At 72.3% G+C, this 18,976-nt stretch carries 16 protein-coding genes and 1 pseudogene; 3 read left to right on the forward strand and 14 right to left on the reverse strand.

Annotated elements, in window-relative coordinates:
* Positions 1-84: 84 nt before the first annotated feature.
* The 8 genes and pseudogenes from JSY14_RS03415 to pheS all read right to left on the reverse strand — a co-directional run bounded on the left by JSY14_RS03415 (position 85) and on the right by pheS (position 10,243).
* Entirely contained in the window at positions 85-630 is a 546-nt protein-coding gene (locus JSY14_RS03415) for an arginine repressor (protein ID WP_259557357.1), read from the reverse strand.
* Positions 627-1,649, reverse strand: coding sequence for an ornithine carbamoyltransferase (gene argF, locus JSY14_RS03420; protein WP_259557358.1), 1,023 nt, complete (start codon positions 1,647-1,649; stop codon positions 627-629). Before argF ends, JSY14_RS03415 begins: the two co-directional genes overlap by 4 nt.
* Complete coding sequence (locus JSY14_RS03425; protein ID WP_432803597.1) at positions 1,649-2,956, reverse strand: acetylornithine transaminase; 1,308 nt, start codon at positions 2,954-2,956, stop codon at positions 1,649-1,651. Before JSY14_RS03425 ends, argF begins: the two co-directional genes overlap by 1 nt.
* A complete protein-coding gene (argB, locus tag JSY14_RS03430) occupies positions 2,949-3,914 on the reverse strand; it encodes an acetylglutamate kinase (RefSeq protein ID WP_259557359.1) in 966 nt (321 codons plus the stop codon). The genes JSY14_RS03425 and argB overlap by 8 nt, the downstream gene beginning before the upstream one ends.
* 37 nt (positions 3,915-3,951) lie before the next feature.
* Positions 3,952-5,120: pseudogene (gene argJ, locus JSY14_RS03435) on the reverse strand (bifunctional glutamate N-acetyltransferase/amino-acid acetyltransferase ArgJ).
* Between the two features lie 94 nt (positions 5,121-5,214).
* Positions 5,215-6,348: an N-acetyl-gamma-glutamyl-phosphate reductase gene (argC, locus tag JSY14_RS03440; RefSeq protein WP_259557360.1), complete on the reverse strand. Its 1,134-nt coding sequence runs from the start codon at positions 6,346-6,348 to the stop codon at positions 5,215-5,217.
* A gap of 147 nt (positions 6,349-6,495) precedes the next feature.
* On the reverse strand, positions 6,496-9,105 hold the full coding sequence (pheT, locus tag JSY14_RS03445; RefSeq protein ID WP_259557361.1) for a phenylalanine--tRNA ligase subunit beta: 2,610 nt from the start codon (positions 9,103-9,105) through the stop codon (positions 6,496-6,498).
* Position 9,106: 1 nt separating this feature from the next.
* Positions 9,107-10,243 (reverse strand): phenylalanine--tRNA ligase subunit alpha, encoded by a 1,137-nt coding sequence (gene pheS / locus JSY14_RS03450; protein ID WP_490715677.1) that lies wholly within the window; start codon positions 10,241-10,243, stop codon positions 9,107-9,109.
* Positions 10,244-10,627: 384 nt separating this feature from the next.
* Between pheS and JSY14_RS03455 the strand changes: the two genes are divergently transcribed.
* Both JSY14_RS03455 and JSY14_RS03460 read left to right on the forward strand, forming a co-directional pair.
* A complete protein-coding gene (locus JSY14_RS03455; protein ID WP_259557362.1) occupies positions 10,628-11,746 on the forward strand; it encodes an S-(hydroxymethyl)mycothiol dehydrogenase in 1,119 nt (372 codons plus the stop codon).
* Entirely contained in the window at positions 11,743-12,363 is a 621-nt protein-coding gene (locus JSY14_RS03460; protein ID WP_259557363.1) for an MBL fold metallo-hydrolase, read from the forward strand. The genes JSY14_RS03455 and JSY14_RS03460 overlap by 4 nt, the downstream gene beginning before the upstream one ends.
* Positions 12,364-12,520: 157 nt before the next feature.
* Here JSY14_RS03460 and JSY14_RS03465 read toward each other — a convergent pair whose 3' ends face one another.
* From JSY14_RS03465 to infC, 5 genes are all read right to left on the reverse strand, one after another.
* Positions 12,521-14,608, reverse strand: a complete 2,088-nt coding sequence (locus tag JSY14_RS03465) for a bifunctional copper resistance protein CopD/cytochrome c oxidase assembly protein (protein WP_259557364.1) — start codon at positions 14,606-14,608, stop codon at positions 12,521-12,523.
* Complete coding sequence (locus JSY14_RS12385) at positions 14,605-15,483, reverse strand: TrmH family RNA methyltransferase (RefSeq protein WP_285892243.1); 879 nt, start codon at positions 15,481-15,483, stop codon at positions 14,605-14,607. Before JSY14_RS12385 ends, JSY14_RS03465 begins: the two co-directional genes overlap by 4 nt.
* Before the next feature lie 7 nt (positions 15,484-15,490).
* Positions 15,491-15,871, reverse strand: a complete 381-nt coding sequence (gene rplT, locus JSY14_RS03480) for a 50S ribosomal protein L20 (RefSeq protein ID WP_259557365.1) — start codon at positions 15,869-15,871, stop codon at positions 15,491-15,493.
* A 62-nt stretch (positions 15,872-15,933) separates the two neighbouring features.
* Complete coding sequence (gene rpmI / locus JSY14_RS03485) at positions 15,934-16,128, reverse strand: 50S ribosomal protein L35 (RefSeq protein WP_259557366.1); 195 nt, start codon at positions 16,126-16,128, stop codon at positions 15,934-15,936.
* A gap of 79 nt (positions 16,129-16,207) precedes the next feature.
* Positions 16,208-16,873: a translation initiation factor IF-3 gene (infC, locus tag JSY14_RS03490; RefSeq protein ID WP_259559534.1), complete on the reverse strand. Its 666-nt coding sequence runs from the start codon at positions 16,871-16,873 to the stop codon at positions 16,208-16,210.
* A gap of 315 nt (positions 16,874-17,188) precedes the next feature.
* Here infC and JSY14_RS03495 point away from each other — a divergent pair, with 315 nt between their 5' ends.
* Positions 17,189-17,614, forward strand: a complete 426-nt coding sequence (locus JSY14_RS03495; protein ID WP_259557367.1) for a DUF1844 domain-containing protein — start codon at positions 17,189-17,191, stop codon at positions 17,612-17,614.
* On the opposite strand, the gene JSY14_RS03500 is transcribed toward JSY14_RS03495, so the two are convergent.
* The gene (locus tag JSY14_RS03500; RefSeq protein ID WP_259557368.1) at positions 17,604-18,974 is read right to left on the reverse strand and encodes an MFS transporter; all 1,371 of its coding nucleotides are present in this window, start codon (positions 18,972-18,974) and stop codon (positions 17,604-17,606) included. The two genes, JSY14_RS03495 and JSY14_RS03500, sit on opposite strands and share 11 nt — an antisense overlap.
* Between the last annotated feature and the right edge of the window lie 2 nt (positions 18,975-18,976).

Below are 18,976 nucleotides of genomic sequence, written 5' to 3' on the forward strand. Positions count from 1 at the left end.
CCGCCGGGAGGGCGGTCCGGTGGCGCCGCGGGGGCGGCGCGGGAACGGGCGGGGCACCGTGATCAGGGCGACGCCCCGCGGAGGTCAGTCGGCGCCGTCGCGTCCGCGGCTCGCCAGGGCGAGCAGACGCTCGGCGAGGTCGCGGCCGCCGTCGGCGTCGCGGGAGATCAGCAGGATGGTGTCGTCACCGGCGATGGTGCCCAGCACCCCGCCCACACCGGATCGGTCGATCGCGGAGGCGAGGAACTGCGCGGCCCCCGGCGGCGTGCGCACCACGACGAGATTACCGCTGGACTCGGCGGAGACGAGCACGTCGTGGGCGAGGCGGGCCAGGCGGGCGTCGAGCACCTCGGCCGTGGCGCCACCGCCACGCCGCAGCCGGGCCTCGCCGCCCTCTGGTGGCACCTGGTACACCAGAGCCCCGGAGGCACTGCGGATCTTCTCCGCCTGCAGGTCCACGAGGTCCCGTGACAGGGTGGCCTGGGTGACCTCCACACCGTCGGCGGCCAACAGCTCCGCCAGCTGGGCCTGGGAGCCGACCTCGTGACGCTCCAGCAGACGGGCGATGCGCTGCTGACGGGCGGTCTTCGTCAGCGGGGCGATGGTGCGGCCGGTGTCGGGGCTGCTCATCGCGGCTCCTCTCCGGGTGTCGCCGGATCGGACGACGTCACCGCGAGGGGACGGGCGTGGTCTGCGGTGTGGGCGTCGGGATGCTCCATGAGGAAGGTCAGCAGCGCCTTCTGGGCGTGCAGGCGGTTCTCGGCCTCCTCCCACACGACGCTGCGCGGTCCGTCGATCACGGAGGCGGTCACCTCTTTGCCTCGGTAGGCGGGCAGGCAGTGCAGGAAGATCGCGCCGGGGGCGGCCTGCGCCATCACCTCGTCGGTCACGCAGAACGGACCGAACAGAGCGGCATCGCGGCCGCTCTCCCCCTCCTGCCCCATGGAGACCCAGGTGTCGGTGACCACCGCATCGACACCGTGCACCGCCTCCGCGACGTCACCGGTGACCAGCACCGACCCGCCGGTGCTCACCGCGATCTGTCGCGCACGCTCCACCACCGCCGGATCGGGGCGATGGCTGTCCGGGGCGGCGATGCGCACATCCATCCCGGCGGTCGCGCCTCCCAGCAGATAGGAGTGCGCCATGTTGTTGGCGCCATCACCGAGGTACGCGAGGGAGCGCCCCGCGAGGGCGGCGTCACCGTCGGCGAGACCACCGGTGTGGGCTGCGATGGTCTGCAGGTCGGCGAGGATCTGACAGGGATGGAACTCATCGGTGAGGGCGTTGACCACCGGCACCGTGGCATGGGCGGCCATCTCCTCCAGCCGCTCCTGCCCGAAGGTGCGCCACACGATGGTGGAGACCTGCCGGGTGAGGACCCTTGCGGTGTCGGCGACCGACTCGCCGCGACCCAGCTGGCTGGAGCCGGCGTCGATCACCAGCGGGGAGCCGCCGAGCTCCGCCACCCCGGTGGCGAAGGAGATGCGGGTGCGGGTGGAGGACTTGTCGAAGAGGATCGCGACGGTGCGCGGCCCCGCATAGGGCCGACGGGCGAAGCGGTCCGTGCGCAGCTGCTCGGCGAGCTGCAGGACCTGCTTCTGCTCGGCAGGAGTGAGGTCGTCATCGCGCAGGAAGTGACGCGGCATCAGTGGCTCCTCTCATCGGTCGCGCCGGCCGTCGCGGGCTGCTGCTCGGCGAGGGCCCGGTCGATCAGGCCCGGAAGGGCGGAGACGGCGCGCTGGATCTCCGCCTCCGTGATGGTCAGGGCGGGGGCCAGACGCAGCGTGGTCGGGCGGGGGGCGTTGAGGATGAGCCCCGCCTCCAGCGCGAGCTCCACCACCCGGGGGGCGACGGGGGCGCTGAGCTGAACGCCCCGCAGCAGACCCGCACCGGTGATGGCGGTGATCACCGGGTGTGCGCCGCGCAGCTCCTGCACGATCTGGGCGCCGCGCTCGGTGGCGGCCTGCAGGAGGCCCTCCTCGCGGACGGTGTGGAGCACGGCGAGCGCCACCGCCGCCGCCAGGGCGTTCCCGCCGAAGGTGGTGCCGTGCTGGCCCTGCTGCAGCAGTCCCTTCACCTCGGAGCCGAGAGCGATCAGGGCACCGATCGGGAACCCGCCGCCGAGGCCCTTCGCCACGGTGACGGCGTCCGGGACGACGGCCTCCCCGCCGTCACGGCCGAGAGCCTGGTGGGCGAACCACTCCCCCGTGCGGCCGATCCCGGTCTGCACCTCGTCGAGGATCAGCAGCGTGCCGTGGTCGCGCGTGAGGTGGCGGGCGGCACGCAGGTAATCAGGGTCGACGGGCACCACCCCGGCCTCACCCTGGATGGGTTCGACGATCAGCGCAGCGACGTCCCCGCCCGCGAGCTCCTGCTCCAGCTGGGCGAGGTCCCCGGGCCGCACCCAGCTGACGCCGGGGGCGAGCGGGGCGAACGGCTCCCGGTACGCGGCCTTGTGGGTGAGACCCAGGGCGCCGACGGTGCGACCGTGGAAGGCGTCCTCGAGGGCGAGGATCCGCGGGCGGCCGGTACGGCGCGCGAGCTTGAACGCGGCCTCGTTCGCCTCGGCGCCGGAGTTCGCGAAGAACACTCCGGAGCCGGCAGGCGCCGCCACCAGCTGCAGCAGGGTCTCCGCCAGCTCCACCTGCGGCGGGGTGGCGAAGAAGTTCGAGGCATGCATGAGGGTGGTCGCCTGCGTGGTGAGGGTGCCGACGATCGCCGGGTGGGCGTGGCCGAGGGTGTTCACCGCGATGCCGCCGAGAAGATCCAGGTACTCCCGGCCGGCGTCGTCCCACACTCGGCTGCCCTCTCCGCGCACCAGCACCCGCTGGGGAGTGCCGAACACGGGGATCATCGCCTCGACGTAGCGGCCCGGGAGATCCTGGGCGGGTGCGTCAGGGGTGAGTGTGTCGGGGGCGGGCATGTCGGGGATGGGTGTCGTGTTCTCAGACATAGTCGTCCCTCCTCACCATGGTGCCCACGCCCTTGGTCGTGAACACCTCCAGCAACAGTGCGTGCTCGATCCGGCCGTCGACCATCGCGGCCGTCCGCACCCCGGCGTCGACGGCGTCGAGCAGGGCCTCCGCCTTGGGGATCATCCCGGCGGTCAGGCCCGGCAGCATGGCGCGCAGCTCGGCGGCGGAGATCTCCGGGATCAGGGAGCCGCGGTCGGGCCAGTCGCGGTACAGGCCCTCCACATCGGTGAGGACCACCAGCTTCTCCGCGCCGAGGCCCTGCGCGACCGCGGCGGCCGCCAGGTCGGCGTTGATGTTCAGCACCTCCCCGGTCGGGATGCCGTCGGCGTCGACCTCCGGGGCGATGGAGGAGACCACCGGGATGCGACCGGCCTCGAGCAGGTCCCGCACGGACTCGACGTCGACATGGGTGACCGCGCCGACATGCCCGAGGTCCACGTCCTCCCCGTCGACGACGGTGCCGCGGCGGACGGCGGAGAACATCCGGGCATCCTCCCCGGACATGCCGATCGCGTACGGGCCGTGCTGGTTGATGAGGCCGACGAGCTCCCGGCCCACCTGCCCCACCAGGACCATCCGCACCACATCCATGGTCTCGGCGCTGGTGACGCGCATGCCCCCGCGGAAGCTGGACTCCACCCCCAGGCGTTCCAGCATGGCGGAGATCTGCGGGCCGCCGCCGTGGACGACGACCACGTGGATGCCGACGGAGCGCATGAAGACGACATCAGCGGCGAAGGCGCGCTTGAGCTCGTCGTCGATCATGGCGTTGCCGCCGTACTTCACCACGACGATGCGGCCGCGGAACCGCTGCATCCACGGCAGGGCCTCGATGAGCACCTCCGACTTGGCGCGGGCGTCGGCCCGCGCGTCGTCCAGGGCGGCCAGCGGGTTCTTCCCGACGAGGTCCTCGCCGGACGCCGCGGGATCGCTCATCGGGCGGGTGGCCGTGGTGTTCTCGGGCGCAGTGGGGTCAGGACGAGTAGGCACTGTTCTCCTCCACGTAGTCGTGGGTGAGGTCGTTGGTCCAGATGTCGGCGGTCGCGGAACCCGCCGCGAGGTCGACCTCGATGAGGGTCTCGCGGGGGTCATGTCGACCAGGGAGCGGTCCTCGCCGACACCGCCGTCGCGGCACACCTGGACGCCGTTGACCCGCACGCTGAGGCGCGCCGGATCGAAGGGGGCGACGGTCTCGGGGACGCAGCCGGCGGCCGCGACGATCCGGCCCCAGTTCGGGTCATTGCCGAAGACGGCGGTCTTCACCAGGTTCGAGCGGGCGATCTCGCGGGCCACGGCCAGGGCCGACTGCTCCTCGGTGGCGGAGGTGACGACCACGTGCACGTCGTGGGCGGCGCCCTCCGCGTCGGCGACCAGGGCCCGGGCGAGCCGAGCGCTCACTTCGCGCAGACCCGCGATCAGGGCCTCCTCCTCGACGGTGACGCCGGAGGCCCCGGAGGCCAACAGGATCACGGTGTCGTTGGTGGACATGCAAGCATCGGAGTCGACCCGGTCGAAGGTGGTGCGGGTGGCCTCCCGCAACGCGCGCCGGGCGGTCGCGTGGTCGACGACGGCGTCGGTGGTGAGCACCACCAGCATGGTCGCCAGCTGCGGGGCCAGCATCCCGGCGCCCTTGGCCATACTGCCGATCGCAGCGCCGCCGGGCAGCTGGGCGGAGGCGGTCTTCGGGACGGTGTCGGTGGTCATGATGGCGTGGGCGGCATCGTGCGCGGCGTCCTCCCCCGCGGCGAGGGCGTGCACCGCGTCGTCGACCCCCGCGAGCAGCCGGTCCATCGGCAGGCGCTCGCCGATGAGACCGGTGGAGCAGACGAGCACGTCCTGGGCGGACAGCTGCAGAGCGTCGGCGAGGTGCTCCGCGGTGCGGTGGGTGTCGGCGAATCCCTCGGGGCCGGTGCAGGCGTTGGCGCCACCGGAGTTCAGCACGACGGCGCGGGCGCGCCCGTCGGCCACGGCCTGCCGTGACCACTGCACCGGGGCGGCCTGCACCCGATTGGCGGTGAACACGGCGGCGGCGACGTCCAGGGGGCCGTCGTTGACGACGAGGGCGACGTCGCGGGCGCCGGTGGTCTTCAGACCGGCGGCGACGCCGGCGGCGCGGAATCCCTGCGGGGCGGTGACGCTCATGGGAGCTCCTGAGGTGGGGATGATGACGGGTGAGGGTGGCGCGGGCTGGTGCCGCGCGGGAGTCGCGGGGCGCGGGGCGGGTGAGCCGCGTGGGTCAGGGTCGCAGCCCCGATCGCGGCAGCCCGAGGGTCTCGGGCAGACCGAGGGCTAGGTTCAGCGACTGAACGGCGGCACCGGCTGTCCCCTTGACGAGGTTGTCGATGGCGCACAGCACGGTGAGGTGGCCGCTGCGTCGGTCCACAGCGGCCCCCAGGCGCACGGTGTTGGAGCCGAGCACATCCGCGGTGGACGGCATCCGCCCCTCGGGCAGCACCTGGACGAAGGGCTCGCTCGCGTAGGCCACGGTGAGCGCCTCGAGGACCTGCGCCGTGGTGACACCGGTGGGAACCTCGGCCGTGCAGACGGCGAGGATCCCGCGGACCATCGGCACCAACACCGGGGTGAACGTGAGCAGGGCGCCGTCGATGCCGGTGGCGCGACGCAGGTTCTGCAGGATCTCGGGGATGTGCCGGTGGGTGCCGCCCACGCCGTAGGGCACGGCGCCGGACGCGCCCTCACTGAGCAGCAGGTTCTGTTTCGGGCTGCGCCCGGCACCGGAGTAGCCGACCGGGAGGACGGCCTGCAGGGTGCGCGGATCCGCGAGGCCCGCGGCGACCAAGGGAACCAGCGCAAGGGTGACGGCGGTGGCGTTGCAACCGGGTACCGCCAGGCGCCGGGCACCGGCCAGCAGGTCACGCTGGTGGCCACCGCCCGCGAGAGGCAGCTCCGGCATGGCGTAGGTCCAGGTCCCGGCATGCTCACTGCCGTAGTACTCGCGCCAGTCCTCCGCACGCTCCAGGCGGTGATCGGCGGCCAGGTCGACGACGATCGCATCATCGCCCGACTCCTCCAGCTGCGCGGCGACCGCCCCGGAGTGGCCATGGGGCAGGGCCAGCACGACCACGTCGTGACCGCGCAGCGCACCGATGGTGGTGGGCTGCACCTCGAGGTCCTCGTCGGGCACCAGGTGCGGGGCGATCTCCGAGAGTCGCCGCCCTGCGCTGGAGTTCCCGGTGAGGGTGGTGACGTGCAGGCTCGGATGCTGCAGAAGCAGCCTCAGGGTCTCCCCACCGGCGTAGCCGGAGGCGCCGACGAGGGCGACGCGCAGCGCGGACGCGGGCTGGGCATCCGGAGAGACGACCGCGGCGGGGGTGGCCACCGCGGTGGTCTGCGCGGGCGTGACAGTCATATGCAGAACTATACACGGCAGCGCATATTGAGTCGGCATCCGTGTCTGTCGCGCGCGTACGCCCGGGGCCGACGGCCTCGTCCTCCGTCACTGACGACCGCGGGCCGGCCGCTCCGGGGAGCGACCGGCCCGCTCCCGTCGGGTCCGTCAGGCGCGCAGGTCGCCGCCCACGGCCTGCTTCACACTGGTCACACAGCGTTCGCGCGCCGCACCGATCTGGTCGGCGGTGAGGGTTCCCTCCTGGGAGCGCAGCCTCACGGCATAGGCGAGGGACTTCCGCCCCTCCCCCACCTGCTCGCCGGTGAAGACGTCGAACAGCTGCACGTCCTCCAGCAGATCCCCGATGCCCACGATGATCGCGGCCTCCACGGCCGAGGCCGGGACCGACTGATCCACCACGAAGGCGAAGTCCTCCTTGGCCGGCGGGAACGTCGATACCGGCTCCGCAGGGACGATCAGCGGTGCGGAGGCGATGAGGGCGTCCACATCGAGCTCCAGCACAGCGGCCCGCTGCGGGAGATCGAAGGCCTTCACCACGGCGGGGTGGAGCTCACCGGCGAGCCCCAGCACGGTGCCGTCCTCGCTGCGGATCTCCGCGGCGCGCCCCGGATGCAGCGGCGCGATCTGCGTCTGGCGCACCTCGATGCGGGTGCCCGCCGCTGCGGCCGCCCGCTGCACGAGATCGAGAGCGTCCTCCCAGCCCCACTCGCCGAGGTCCCCGCCGCGACCGGCGATCGGGCCGGCGAGCACGGCGGCCAGGCGCCGGGATTCGCGCGGCAGGCCCGCCCGGACGGCGTCGAGCTCCGCATCGCTGGGACGCTGCGCCGCCGACGGCACCGGAGAGACGCCGGAGACCCGGCCGCCCTGGCCGTCAGCCATCGTGTGCGCCGTGGCGATCTCGTGGATCGCCACGGTCTCCGCCCCCCGGGAGAAGTTGCGCCGCGCGGTGGGCAGCAGGGTCTGCAGCAGTGCGGTGCGCATCAGCGGCTCATCCTCGGCCAGCGGATTCACCAGGCGCACCGCTGCGCGGCGGTCGTCCTCGGGCGCATAGCCGAGCTGGTCGAACACCCCTTCGCCGATGAACGGCATGGACGCGACCTCGGTGCTGCCGGCCTCGACGAGTGCGAGGGACACGGCGCGCCGGCCACGCTGGGCCCGGGTGAGCCCCGTGCCCGCGGGTGCCCTCGGCACGATCGACGGGATGGCCGCGTACCCGTTCAGACGTGCGATCTCCTCCACGAGGTCCTCGCGGATGGTGAGGTCGGGACGCCACGTCGGCGGGGTGACGCGCACGAGTCCCTCCTCGGCGTCCTCCACTGTGCAGCCGATCATCGCCAGGGGCTCCCGCACCTGCTGCTCGGTGTAGGCCAGGCCGATCACGCGCTCCGCATCCGCCAGGGGGAAGTCGATCGTGTCAGGCGCGGGCACCTCACCCACCACGGTGCGGCGGGCGTCGATCGTGCCGCCACCGAACTGCACGATGAGTTCCGCGGCACGCTGCACGGCGTACTCCGGGAGGGCCGGGTCCACCCCGCGCTCGAATCGCTTGGAGGCCTCCGAGTGCAGGCGATGACGGCGGGCGGTGCGCGCCACGGTGACCGGGTCGAAGGTGGCGGCTTCGAGGACGATGTTCCGCGTGGTGTCGGAGACCTCGGTGGAGGCGCCGCCCATCACACCGGCCATGCCGATCACGCGGCCGGCCCCGTCCTCCCCGCCGAAGTCGGTGATCAGCAGGTCCTCCGGGTGGAGGGTGCGGGTGGTGCCATCGAGGGTCTCGAGGGTCTCCCCCTGCTGGGCGCGGCGCACCAGGATGGGGCCCACGAGCTTCTCCGCGTCGTAGGCGTGCAGGGGCTGACCGAGGTCGAGCATCACGTAGTTCGTCACGTCCACGATCAGACTGATCGGACGCATCCCCGCGAGGGTGAGGCGCTGGCGCATCCACTGCGGGCTCGCGGCCTGCGGGTCCACCCCGTGGATCTCCATCGCCACGAACCGCGAGCAGCCGGGGGCGCCGTGGATCGGGGCGGGATCGTCGATCTGCACGGGGATGGAACCGCCGTCGGTCGCCTCCATCGGCTGGATCTGCGAGACCGGATCCGTGTACGGCTGCCCGGTCGCATGCGAATACTCGCGCGCCACCCCGCGCATCGCGAAGCAATACCCGCGATCCGGGGTCACGTTGATCTCCACGACCTCGTCGCCCAGCCCGAGCAGCGCGATCGCGTCATCACCGGGCTTCGCGCCCTCGAGGCCGGCACCATGGCCTCGGCCCAGCACGATGATGCCGTCCTCCCCGGCCGGGTCCGGGCCCAGGCCCAGCTCGTCACCGGAGCAGATCATGCCGTCGGAGAAGTGGCCGTAGGTCTTGCGGCCGGCGATCGGGAAGGGCCCGGGCAGGACCGTCCCGGGGAGGGAGACGATCACCAGATCCCCCTCCACGAAGTTGTGCGCTCCGCAGATGATGCCGCGGGAGGGCACCTCCTCACCGGGCTGGGGATCCTTCGGGTCGTCGGCGGCCTCGTTGTGCTCGGGCCCCACATCGACTCGGCACCAGTTGATGGTCTTGCCGTTCTTCTGCGGCTCCTTCACGAGGTTGAGCACCCGGCCGACCACGAGCGGCCCGGTGACCTGCGCGGGGTGGATGGCCTCCTCCTCGAGGCCGACGGAGACGAGATCCGCGGCGACACCGGCGGCCGTGTCGGCGCCCTCGCGCAGCTGGACGTGCTCGGCGAGCCAGGTCAGGGGGATGCGGGGCATGTCAGATCTCCGTTCCGTAGTGCTGGGAGAAGCGCACATCGCCCTCCACCATGTCCCGCATGTCCTCCACGCCGTTGCGGAGCATGAGGATGCGTTCGATGCCGAGGCCGAAGGCGAAGCCCTGGTACTCGGTGGGGTCGATCCCGGCGGAGCGCAGAACTGCCGGGTTCACCATGCCGCAGCCACCCATCTCGATCCATCCGGTGCCACCGCACACGCGGCACCCCGGATCGGCATCGTGGTCAAGGCCCAGTCGGGCGTCGCAGTGGAAGCACCGGAAGTCCATCTCGGCGCTGGGCTCGGTGAAGGGGAAGTAGTTCGGTCGCAGGCGCGTGATCGGCGCGCCGCCGAACAGGGCCGCCGCGAAGGACTCCAGGGTGCCCACCAGGTGTGCCATCGTCAGGCCCTTGTCGATCGCCAGGCCTTCCACCTGCGTGAACACCGGCGAGTGCGTCGCGTCGATCTCATCGGTGCGGAACACACGGCCAGGACAGGCGATGTACAGCGGGACTCCGCGCTCCAGCAGCGACCGCACCTGCACCGGGGAGGTGTGGGTGCGCAGGATCTGGCCGGAGCTCGTCCCGCGCGCCCCGCCGGAGGCCCCGTCAGCCCCCTCGGGAGCGGCGATGTAGAAGGTGTCCTGCATCTGCCGGGCCGGATGATCGGCATCGAAGTTCAGCGCATCGAAGTTGAACCACTCGGCCTCGATCTCGGGCCCCTCCGCGATCTCCCAGCCCATGCCGACGAAGACATCGACGATGCGGTCCTCGAGGGTCTTCAACGGATGCTTCGCACCGCGCTTGCGCCGCGGGCGGACCGCGGTGACGTCCACGGTCTCCTCGGCCAGCTTCGCCTCCTCCTCCGCGGCGGCGAGCTCCTCCTGCCGCGCGGAGATCGCCTGGAACACGCGGCCCTTCGCCTGCCCGACGAGTTTCCCGGCGTCCGCCCGCTGGTCCTTCGGCAGGGACTTGATCGCGGCGTTCGCGGTGGCGATCACGGAGGCATCACCGGTGTGGGCGATGCGCACCTGCTTCAGCTCAGCGGAAGTGGTGGCGCCGGCGATGGCCGCGAGGGCCTCGTCGACGGCGGCCGTCATGGTCGCCTCGGTGATCTCCGGGGCAGGGGGATTCTCGGACACGGGGTTCACTTTCGTCCGGCGGGCAGGGGCGCGTCCGGCGCGGGGCGCGCGGACGGCGCCACCATTCTAGGAGTGGGGCAGACGCGCCGCCGGGGCGGTCCGTGGGCCGGAGCGGGAACCCCGCTCGGGAGCAGGTCACCGCATGGGGACTCCTCCCCATCGACCGTGGTCCCGGATCTCTCGTCACACCTGGAGGGATGTCACCCCGGAGCACCCCACGGAGCGGACTCCCGGACGGCTGCTGCCCTCCACACTCTGACGCGGCTTCGGCGCGACTGCGCTGGCGCCGCCGCTCGGACCCCGCGCAGGTCGGCCCCCTAGAGTGGGCGCCGTCCCGACGTCGAGCGCTGCCCTGTCCCCCGCAGCGCAGTGAGGAGGCCGTCCGTGTCCTGGACCGTGAAGGGTGTCATCGCCCGTGCCGAGAAGCAGCCCGTCGAGGTCGTCGACGTGGTCGTGCCCGACCCGGGCCCGCACGATGTGATCGTCGACGTGCAGGCCTGCGGCGTCTGCCACACCGACCTCGCCTACCGTGACGGTGGCATCACGCAGGACTACCCCTTCCTGCTGGGCCATGAGGCCGCGGGCCGGGTGGCGGTCGTCGGTGACGAGGTCACCCACGTCGAGGTCGGCGACTTCGTGGTGCTGAACTGGCGGGCCGTGTGCGGCCAGTGCCGGGCCTGCCGCAAGGGCTGCCCCGAGTACTGCTTCGACACGCACAACGCCTCCCGCCGCATGACCCTCGCCGACGGGACCGAACTCGAGGCGGCCCTCGGCATCGGCGCCTTCGTGGAGCGGACCATCGTCCACGAGGGTCAGTGCACACGGGTGAACGACCAGGCCGATCCGAAGGTCGCCGGGTTGCTCGGCTGTGGCGTGATGGCCGGGCTGGGTGCCGCGATCAACACCGCCCAGGTGCAGCGCGGGGAGTCCGTGGCGGTGATCGGGCTCGGCGGCGTGGGCTGCGCCGCCATCGCCGGGGCGAAGCTCGCCGGAGCCACCACCATCATCGGTCTGGACCTCGAGGAGGCGAAGCTGCAGGCCGCCGAGGACCTCGGTGCCACCCACACCCTGTCCACAAAGGGCCTGGAGCGCGACGAGATCGTCGCGAAGGTGCAGGAGCTCACGGACGGTTTCGGTGCGGACGTCGTCATCGACGCCGTGGGCCTGCCCGCCACCTATGAGACCGCCTTCGCGGCCCGCGACCTCGCCGGGCGCGTGGTGCTCGTCGGCGTTCCGCATCCCGACGCGGAGCTGACGCTGCCGTTCCTGGAGGTCTTCTCCCGCGGCGGCGCCCTGAAGTCCTCCTGGTACGGCGACTGCCTGCCCGAGAGGGACTTCCCGTACCTGACCGATCTGTTCCTGCAGGGCCGGCTGCCGCTGGAGCGTTTCGTCACCGGCACCACCGACCTCGACGGCGTGGAGGCCGCCCTGAACGGCATGCACGACGGCTCCGTGCTGCGGACCGTCGTCACCATCGACACCCCTCAGGAGGTGCAGGCATGACCGCCCGCTTCGACCACACGACGACCACCGGCACCTTCACCCTCGACGGGGAGACCCATGAGGTCGAGAACAACGTGTGGGTGCTCGGTGATGACGAGCAGTGCGTGGTGTTCGACGCCCCGCACGACGTGGCGGCCGTGACCGATCTGGTCGGGGACCGCGAATGCGTCGGCATCCTGCTCACCCATGCCCACGATGACCATGTGCGTCTCGCCCCGGAGCTCGCTGAACAGCTGGACGCCCCGCTGCTGCTGAACCCGGAGGATCGGGAGGTGTGGCAGCTGACCCACGGGGATCTCCCCTGGGATGACGACGTCACCGACGGGGACGTGTTCACCGTCGCGGGCGTGGAGATCGAGGCCATCGCGACACCGGGCCACACCCCCGGCTCGGTCTGCTACCTGGTGCGGGACCTCGGGGTGCTGATCTCCGGGGACACCCTGTTCGAGGGCGGCCCTGGGGCCACCGGCCGCTCGTTCTCCTCCCGTGAGACGATCGAGGACTCGATCCGGGAGCGCCTGTTCACGCTCCCGGCCGAGACCGTCGTCCACACCGGACACGGGCCCGACACCACGATGGGGGCGGAGAGGGACCGCGCCATCGGCGACTGGCTCTGAGGGCCTGCCGCCGCGCCTCCGGCGCCCCACGTCGGACGGCCCGGAGGTGACGGCCTGGGTCTGAGAGACCGCATCCGATGACCGGCTCCGAGCACTGCGCTCGGAGCCGGTCATCCATCGGTCTCCTGTCGCGACTACCTGTCCTGATCTGTCGCGACTACCTGTCCTGATCGCGCAGACCGGCGAGGTACCGGTTGTAGGCCTCCAGTTCGGCCTCGCCGTCGCGGTCGGCCTTGCGATCCCACTGCTTCGCGCGCCGCTCGTCGCTGGAGGTCCACATCCACGCCAGCACGATCGCGTACACCAGGGTGGGCACCTCGGAGACGCCCCACATGATGGAGCCGCCGCGTTCCTGGATCAGCGCCAGCTGCTCCGAGGTGTACATCCCCAGGGACCGGTACCAGTCCTCCGCGAGCAGGAACACGGCGGAGACCACCGCCACCCCGAAGAAGGCGTGGAAGGACAGCGTCACCAGCAGCGTCACCAGCTTCATGACGGGGTTGATCTCCCGCGGGGACGGGTCGAGGCCGATGAGCACCCAGGCGAAGAGGTAGCCGACCAGCAGGAAGTGCACCACCATCAGCACATGCCCCAGGTGGGCCGCCAGAGACAGTTCGAACAGCGGCGTGAAGTAGAACGCCACCAGGGATCCGGCGAAGAACAGTCCCGCCATCGGCGGGGTCGACACCACGCGCGCATACCCGGAGTGCATCCCGGCGAGCACCCATTCGCGCAGCCCCCGGGAGCCGTCGCGGCGCGGGGCGACGGCGCGGGTGAGAAGCGTGACGGGGGCACCGCGCACCCACAGCGGCGGCACGATCATCATCAACGCCATGTGCTGCACCATGTGGGCATCGAAGCGGGTGTGCCCGTACGCAGCCGGTCCCCCGCTGGTGACCCACACCAGCGCCAGACACCCGAGCAGCCACACCACCACACGTACCGCGGGCCAGGAGTCGCCGCGTCGCCGCAACCGCACCACACCTGCCACATACGCCGCGGCCATGCCGAGGGCGATCAGCAACGCGACCGCGTCCAGATGCCACTGGGTGAACAGCGCCGCGAGGCTGAACGGCGCGGACGGCGGGGCGAAGCCGACCAGCGCCATGACACGCAGGTCTCCGACGGCAGGGACGGTCTGCGGCACCGGCGGGGCCGTGCGCGCCAGCACGATCGACAGCCCGATCACCACCGCCATCAGGGCGCCCTCGGTGAGGGCCAGGTGGCGGAACCTCAGGGCATCCCCCAGGCGCCGACGCTGCAGGGCACCGAGTACGGCCAGCGCCACCAGCAGCAGGGTCTTGGCGAGCACCAGCAGCCCGTACGGGGTGGTGACCAGTTGCGCGGGCGCGTCGATCCGCAGCACCGCACTGATCAGACCGCCCAGGGCGATCACCACCACGGAGAACAGCGCCCACGGGGAGAACCGCCGCACCACCACGGCGAGATCGTCGGAGGAGAGCAGGGGCCGGGCGGAGAGGATCGCCAGCAGACCACCGCACCAGGTGACGACACCGAGCAGGTGCAGGGCCAGGCCGTTGACGGCGTTGATGTGCTCGAGGCTGGAGCCGGCATGCCCGGCGAGACCGAGGCTGAGGGTGCCGAGCACCCCGAACACCAGACCCCAGCAGGCGGCCACGGTGCCGCGGGCGGTCAGCAGGAACAGGGCGGCCAGGGCCGCGAGCACCACCACGCCGAGGCGGATACGACCGAGGTCGGTGTCGAGGGCGACCTCCCAGGGACCGCCCCCGGGGACGGTGGGGGCGGCGGGTCCACCGGTCGGTCCGCCGAGGGTGAGGGCGGTGCCGAGGGCCTCGAGACCCCCGAGCGGGATCAGGGTGAGCGAGGCCAGCGCCCACAGCAGCGCCCCGCTCCCCGCGAGCCGGGCCAGCGGCCGGGCGGCGCCGACGAAGCGGGTGCTGGTGCGGTCGGAGGCGTGATGCTCCCGCAGTCGGCCTCCGGGCCCAGGAAGCAGCAGGACGACGGTGCCGGCGGCCCCCACGGCCAGCAGCATCCCGAGGTGGTGGGCCGCACGGATCACCGGCGTTCCCCAGGTGACCAGGGCCGGCGCCGGCACCAGGGCCGTGGCCGGGGCGGCGGAGAGGGTGGCGGCCAGGGCGACCAGGGCGACGACGACGATCAGCGCTCCCGCGAGCAGCGGCAGGAGAAGCAGCCGCGGTCCCCCGCGGCCCGGCGGGGCCGCAGGGGCGTCCGGCGTGGCGGGGGGCGGGGTGGTGACGGTCATCGCGGGGTCGTCGTTCCTGTGGGGGTGGGATGGTGACGCCGCAGCTGCTCGAAGAGGCAGACGGTGGCGGCGGTGGTGACGTTGAGGGATTCTGCCCGGCCCGCCAGGGGGATCCGCACGGCGAGGTCGCTGGCGTCGATCACGTCGGTCGGCAGGCCGTGGGCCTCATTGCCGAACAGCCAGGCCACGCGCGACGGCAGGGCCGCGGCGAACAGATCCTGCGGGGCGTAGCCGCTGGTCGCGACGGGGGCGAGTCCCGCCCCACGCAGAGTCTCCAGAAGGGTGGCGGGGTCGGCGCCGACGACGACGGGCACGTGGAACAGGGAACCGGCGCTGGCGCGGACGACCTTCGGGGCGTGGGGGTCGGCGCTGCCGGCGGTAAGGATCACCAGGGCCGCGCCGGCGGCGTCGGCGGTGCGCAGCAGGGTGCCGACGTTGCCGGGGTCGCGCAGGTCGTGCAGCACGGCGACGGACACGGGACCGGTGGGAAGGGCGGCGAGGGCGTCGTCGAGGGGGCGGTCGACGGGCCGGGCGGTGGCGACGGCGCCCTGCGGGGAGACCATGCCGCCGCTGCCGTCGTCGTCCCGCACCATGGCGCGCAGCACGTCGTCACCGACGACCCTGTGGGGGATGTCGGCGCTGCGGGCGAGCCGCGTCAGTTCGGGGTGGTCGGCGGCGGCGCGGTCGGTGAGGAACAGCTCGGTGGCGACGTCGGGCCGTTCCGCGAGGAGCGAGCGGACGGCCTGCGGGCCCTCGACGCGCAGCAGACCATGGCGCCGACGCGCCGAGCGCCCGGAGAGCGAGGCGATCCGCCGCACCCGATCCGATCGGGGGGAGGTGATCGCCTGCTGCTCCGGGCGCTCGGGAGAGGTCATGCGACGCTCAGGCCGCGGGGGCGTTGACGTCCTTCGGCAGGGCGTTCTTCGCGACCTCGACGAGAGCGGCGAACGCGGCCTGGTCGTTGACCGCGAGCTCCGCCAGCATGCGACGGTCGACCTCGACGCCCGCCAGGCCGAGGCCCTGGATGAAGCGGTTGTAGGTCATGCCGTTGGCGCGAGCCGCCGCGTTGATGCGCTGGATCCACAGACGACGGAAGTCGCCCTTGCGGACCTTGCGGTCGCGGAAGTTGTAGGTGGCCGAGTGGAGCACCTGCTCCTTGGCCTTGCGGTACAGGCGCGAGCGCTGGCCGCGGTAGCCGCTGGCCTGCTCGAGGATCTCCCGACGCTTCTTCTGGGCGTTGACTGCCCGCTTCACGCGTGCCACGTGATTCTCCTTCGCTGGTATTCGAGTTCAGGGGTGCGGGAACTCTTCTCCCGCGAGGGGGCTCAGCGGCCGAGCAGCCGCTTGATGCGCTTGGTGTCCGCCGCAGAGACGTCGCCGTCCTTGCCCAGGCGGCGCTTGCGGTTGGTGGACTTGTGCTCGAGCAGGTGGCGCACGTTGGCCTTCTCCCGCATGAGCTTGCCGGAGCCGGTCACGCGCACGCGCTTCTTGGTGCCGGAGTGGGTCTTGTTCTTCGGCATGAGCCTTCTTCTCCTTCGTGGTGGGATCGCGGGCGGGGCGCCAGGCGCCGCGTCCGCGATCAGGACTGTGTGGCCGGGGTCAGGACTGCGTGGTCCCCGACGCCGTGGTCTCGGGGGCGGTGGCCTCGGCGGCGGGGGCCGCGGACGTGTCGGACGTCGTGCCCTCCGCCTCGGACTTCGCAGCCGCCTTCTCCGCGTCGGTCTTACGCTTGCGCGCCTCGGCCCGGGCCTGGGCCTTCTTCTTGTGGGGGCCGAGGACCATGACCATGCTGCGGCCGTCGGCCCGCGGGTGAGTCTCCACGTAGCCGTACTCGGAGACGTCCTCCGCCATGCGGCCCAGCAGCTTCACGCCCATCTCGGGGCGGGACTGCTCACGGCCGCGGAACCGGACGATGACCTTCACCTTGTTCCCGCCGGAGAGGAACTTCTCGACGTTGCGACGCTTGGTCTCGTAGTCGTGGGTGTCGATCTTCAGGCCCATCCGGATCTCCTTCTGGACCGTGTTGGCCTGGTTCTTCCGGGCCTCGCGCGCCTTCATGTTGGCTTCGTACTTGTACTTGCCGTAATCCATGAGACGTGCGACGGGCGGGTTCGCGCCCGGGGCCACCTCGACCAGGTCGAGATCGGCCTCGGCGGCCAGACGAAGGGCGTCCTCCACACGGACGATGCCGACCTGCTCGCCGGCGGGGCCGACCAGAAGGACCTTCGGAACCCTGATCTGGCCGTTGATGCGCTGCTCGCTGATGGTGTCTCCTCACCTCGGATGTCGTCGAACACGACGAGGGCCCCCATCGAGGATGGAGGCCCCTGGTGATGCGCAGCGCACGGCACTGCGGACCGCGCGAGGGCGGTCATCACGACCCGGCGACCCGGGGGCCGCGAGGTGGGAGCGGGGCTCCACTTCGACACGGGAACGGCGTGTTCCGGTCCACTATCCTACCAGCGGATCCGTGGCGGCCGGGGTGATGTGCATCGCCCCGGGCGGGCGGCGGATCTCCCCCATCCAGCGCACCGCAGACGGCGCCCCGCGCGCCGCGACGGAAGGACCCGGCGAGAGAGCATGCAGGACCACAGCCAGGACGATCGACCGGATCCCCTCACCCCCGGCATCGCCGGCCACCCCGAGGTGGACGCGGCCACGGGCGGCACCGACGTGGCCGAGGAGCTGCGGGACATCGCCGACGTCTCCGCCGTCGAGATCATCACCACCGCCACCGTGCACCTCATGAGCGCCGCCGCCGTGAAGGTCGGCCTCGCGGAGGACGAGGAGGGCGGGCAGTACCAGGACCTCGCGGAGGCGCGGAAGCTCATCACCGCGCTCGCGGGCCTGGTGACGGCTGCCGCCCCGGAGATCGGCGGGGAGCACGCTCGCTCCCTGCGCGACGGTCTGCGGTCACTGCAGCTGGCTTTCGCCGAGGCGCTGCCGTTCCCCGACGCGCCCGGGGAGGGACCGGGCGAGAAGTGGACGGGGCGCGTCAGCCGCTGAACCGCTGCCGCAGCAGTGCCCGACGCCGGGTGCGTCGCATCCGCTGCGCGGTGAGGCCGGCGACCGCGACCACCACACCGAGCAGCCCGGCGGAGGCGATGGCGACCCCCGGCCCGGCGGCATCGATGATCAGACCGATCACGGGGCCGCCGACGGCCGCCCCGATGGTCATCGCGGTGCCGTGCCAGCCCATCGCCTCGCCGCGCACCTCCTCCGGCACCAGGTGGCTGATGGCCTCCCCGGTGGCGGAGATGATCGGGGCACAGGCCACACCCGCCACGAACACCGTGACGCCGAGCATCACCGGCCCGTGCGCCAGGGCGATCGGCACCGTCAGCGCTCCCAGCGCGAGCAGCACCCACAGCGGCGGGATCTGCCGGGTCATGGCACCGTAGACGGTGCCGCCGATCACCGACCCGGCGCACCACATCACCATGATCACGCCCACGAGGCCGGTGCGTCCGGCACCGTCGAGGATCGCGACGATGGCGAGGTCGGTAGCGGTCAGCTCCAGGGAGCCGACGGCCGTGGCGACCAGCACCGCCAGACCGCCGAGGGTCAGCAGGGCATCCCGGGCCGAGACGGCCTGCGCTCCGCGGCCCCCCTCCCGCTCGTCGCGGCGGCGCCCCGGTTCGTGGTCCGGGTCGATCACCGGGATTGCACCGGTGGAGAGGTCCTCTGCGGTGCGCTTGTCCCGCAGGGACTCCATCGACGGGGAGGCCCCCAGCACCGCGTTCTCCGCGGCATCGAGCGCGGCCGGCATCCGCACCGGCAGGGTGATCTGGTCACTGCGGGTGGGCGGGTTCACCACCGCCAGGCCGACACCGGCGGCGGCCACCAGCGCGGCGACCACGAGCATCGTCTCCCGGGTGCCCAGCTGCAGCGCGAGCACCGTCGCCCCCGCCGGGCCGATCATGAAGACGATCTCGGTGAGCACCGAGTCCAGAGCGAAGGCGCTGCGGCGGTGTGTGGCGGGCACCAGCACCGCCAGCGAGGTGCGCACCACCGCGAACACCGGCAGGGCGTAGATCCCCCCGAGCAGCGCCAGCAGCACCAGCCCCCAGTACGGGGCGTAGGCGGCGGCGATCAGAGAGGCGGTCTGCACCACGATCGACGGGGCGACGGCGCGCCGCAGACCCCGGCGGTCGACGATCCGCCCACGCCACGGGGAGGAGATGGCACTGCCGACGGTGGAGGCGGTGACGATCAGACCCGCCGCCAGGTACGACAGGTGGAGGGTCAGCACCACGTGCAAGGTGAGCAGCAGCCCGAGGGCGCTGAAGGGGATGCGCGCGAGGAAGCCGAGGATCAGCAGGGGCAGAGCCCCGGGCACGGCGAGCACGCGACGGTACGCGTCCACGG

Origin of the sequence: Brachybacterium sillae, assembly GCF_025028335.1 — a bacterium.
Classification (GTDB): Bacteria; Actinomycetota; Actinomycetes; order Actinomycetales; family Dermabacteraceae; genus Brachybacterium; species Brachybacterium sillae.

What these genes read in the sequence shown, in the direction of transcription:
- JSY14_RS03465 (WP_259557364.1), bottom strand. Translation starts at nt 14,608, where the DNA reads ATGACCGTCACCACCCCGCCCCCCGCCACGCCGGACGCCCCTGCGGCC.
- JSY14_RS03415 (WP_259557357.1), bottom strand. Translation starts at nt 630, where the DNA reads ATGAGCAGCCCCGACACCGGCCGCACCATCGCCCCGCTGACGAAGACC.
- rpmI (WP_259557366.1), bottom strand. Translation starts at nt 16,128, where the DNA reads ATGCCGAAGAACAAGACCCACTCCGGCACCAAGAAGCGCGTGCGCGTG.
- argB (WP_259557359.1), bottom strand. Translation starts at nt 3,914, where the DNA reads ATGAGCGATCCCGCGGCGTCCGGCGAGGACCTCGTCGGGAAGAACCCG.
- JSY14_RS03425 (WP_432803597.1), bottom strand. Translation starts at nt 2,956, where the DNA reads ATGTCTGAGAACACGACACCCATCCCCGACATGCCCGCCCCCGACACA.
- JSY14_RS03460 (WP_259557363.1), top strand. Translation starts at nt 11,743, where the DNA reads ATGACCGCCCGCTTCGACCACACGACGACCACCGGCACCTTCACCCTC.
- argC (WP_259557360.1), bottom strand. Translation starts at nt 6,348, where the DNA reads ATGACTGTCACGCCCGCGCAGACCACCGCGGTGGCCACCCCCGCCGCG.
- JSY14_RS03495 (WP_259557367.1), top strand. Translation starts at nt 17,189, where the DNA reads ATGCAGGACCACAGCCAGGACGATCGACCGGATCCCCTCACCCCCGGC.
- argF (WP_259557358.1), bottom strand. Translation starts at nt 1,649, where the DNA reads ATGCCGCGTCACTTCCTGCGCGATGACGACCTCACTCCTGCCGAGCAG.
- JSY14_RS12385 (WP_285892243.1), bottom strand. Translation starts at nt 15,483, where the DNA reads ATGACCTCTCCCGAGCGCCCGGAGCAGCAGGCGATCACCTCCCCCCGA.
- pheT (WP_259557361.1), bottom strand. Translation starts at nt 9,105, where the DNA reads ATGCCCCGCATCCCCCTGACCTGGCTCGCCGAGCACGTCCAGCTGCGC.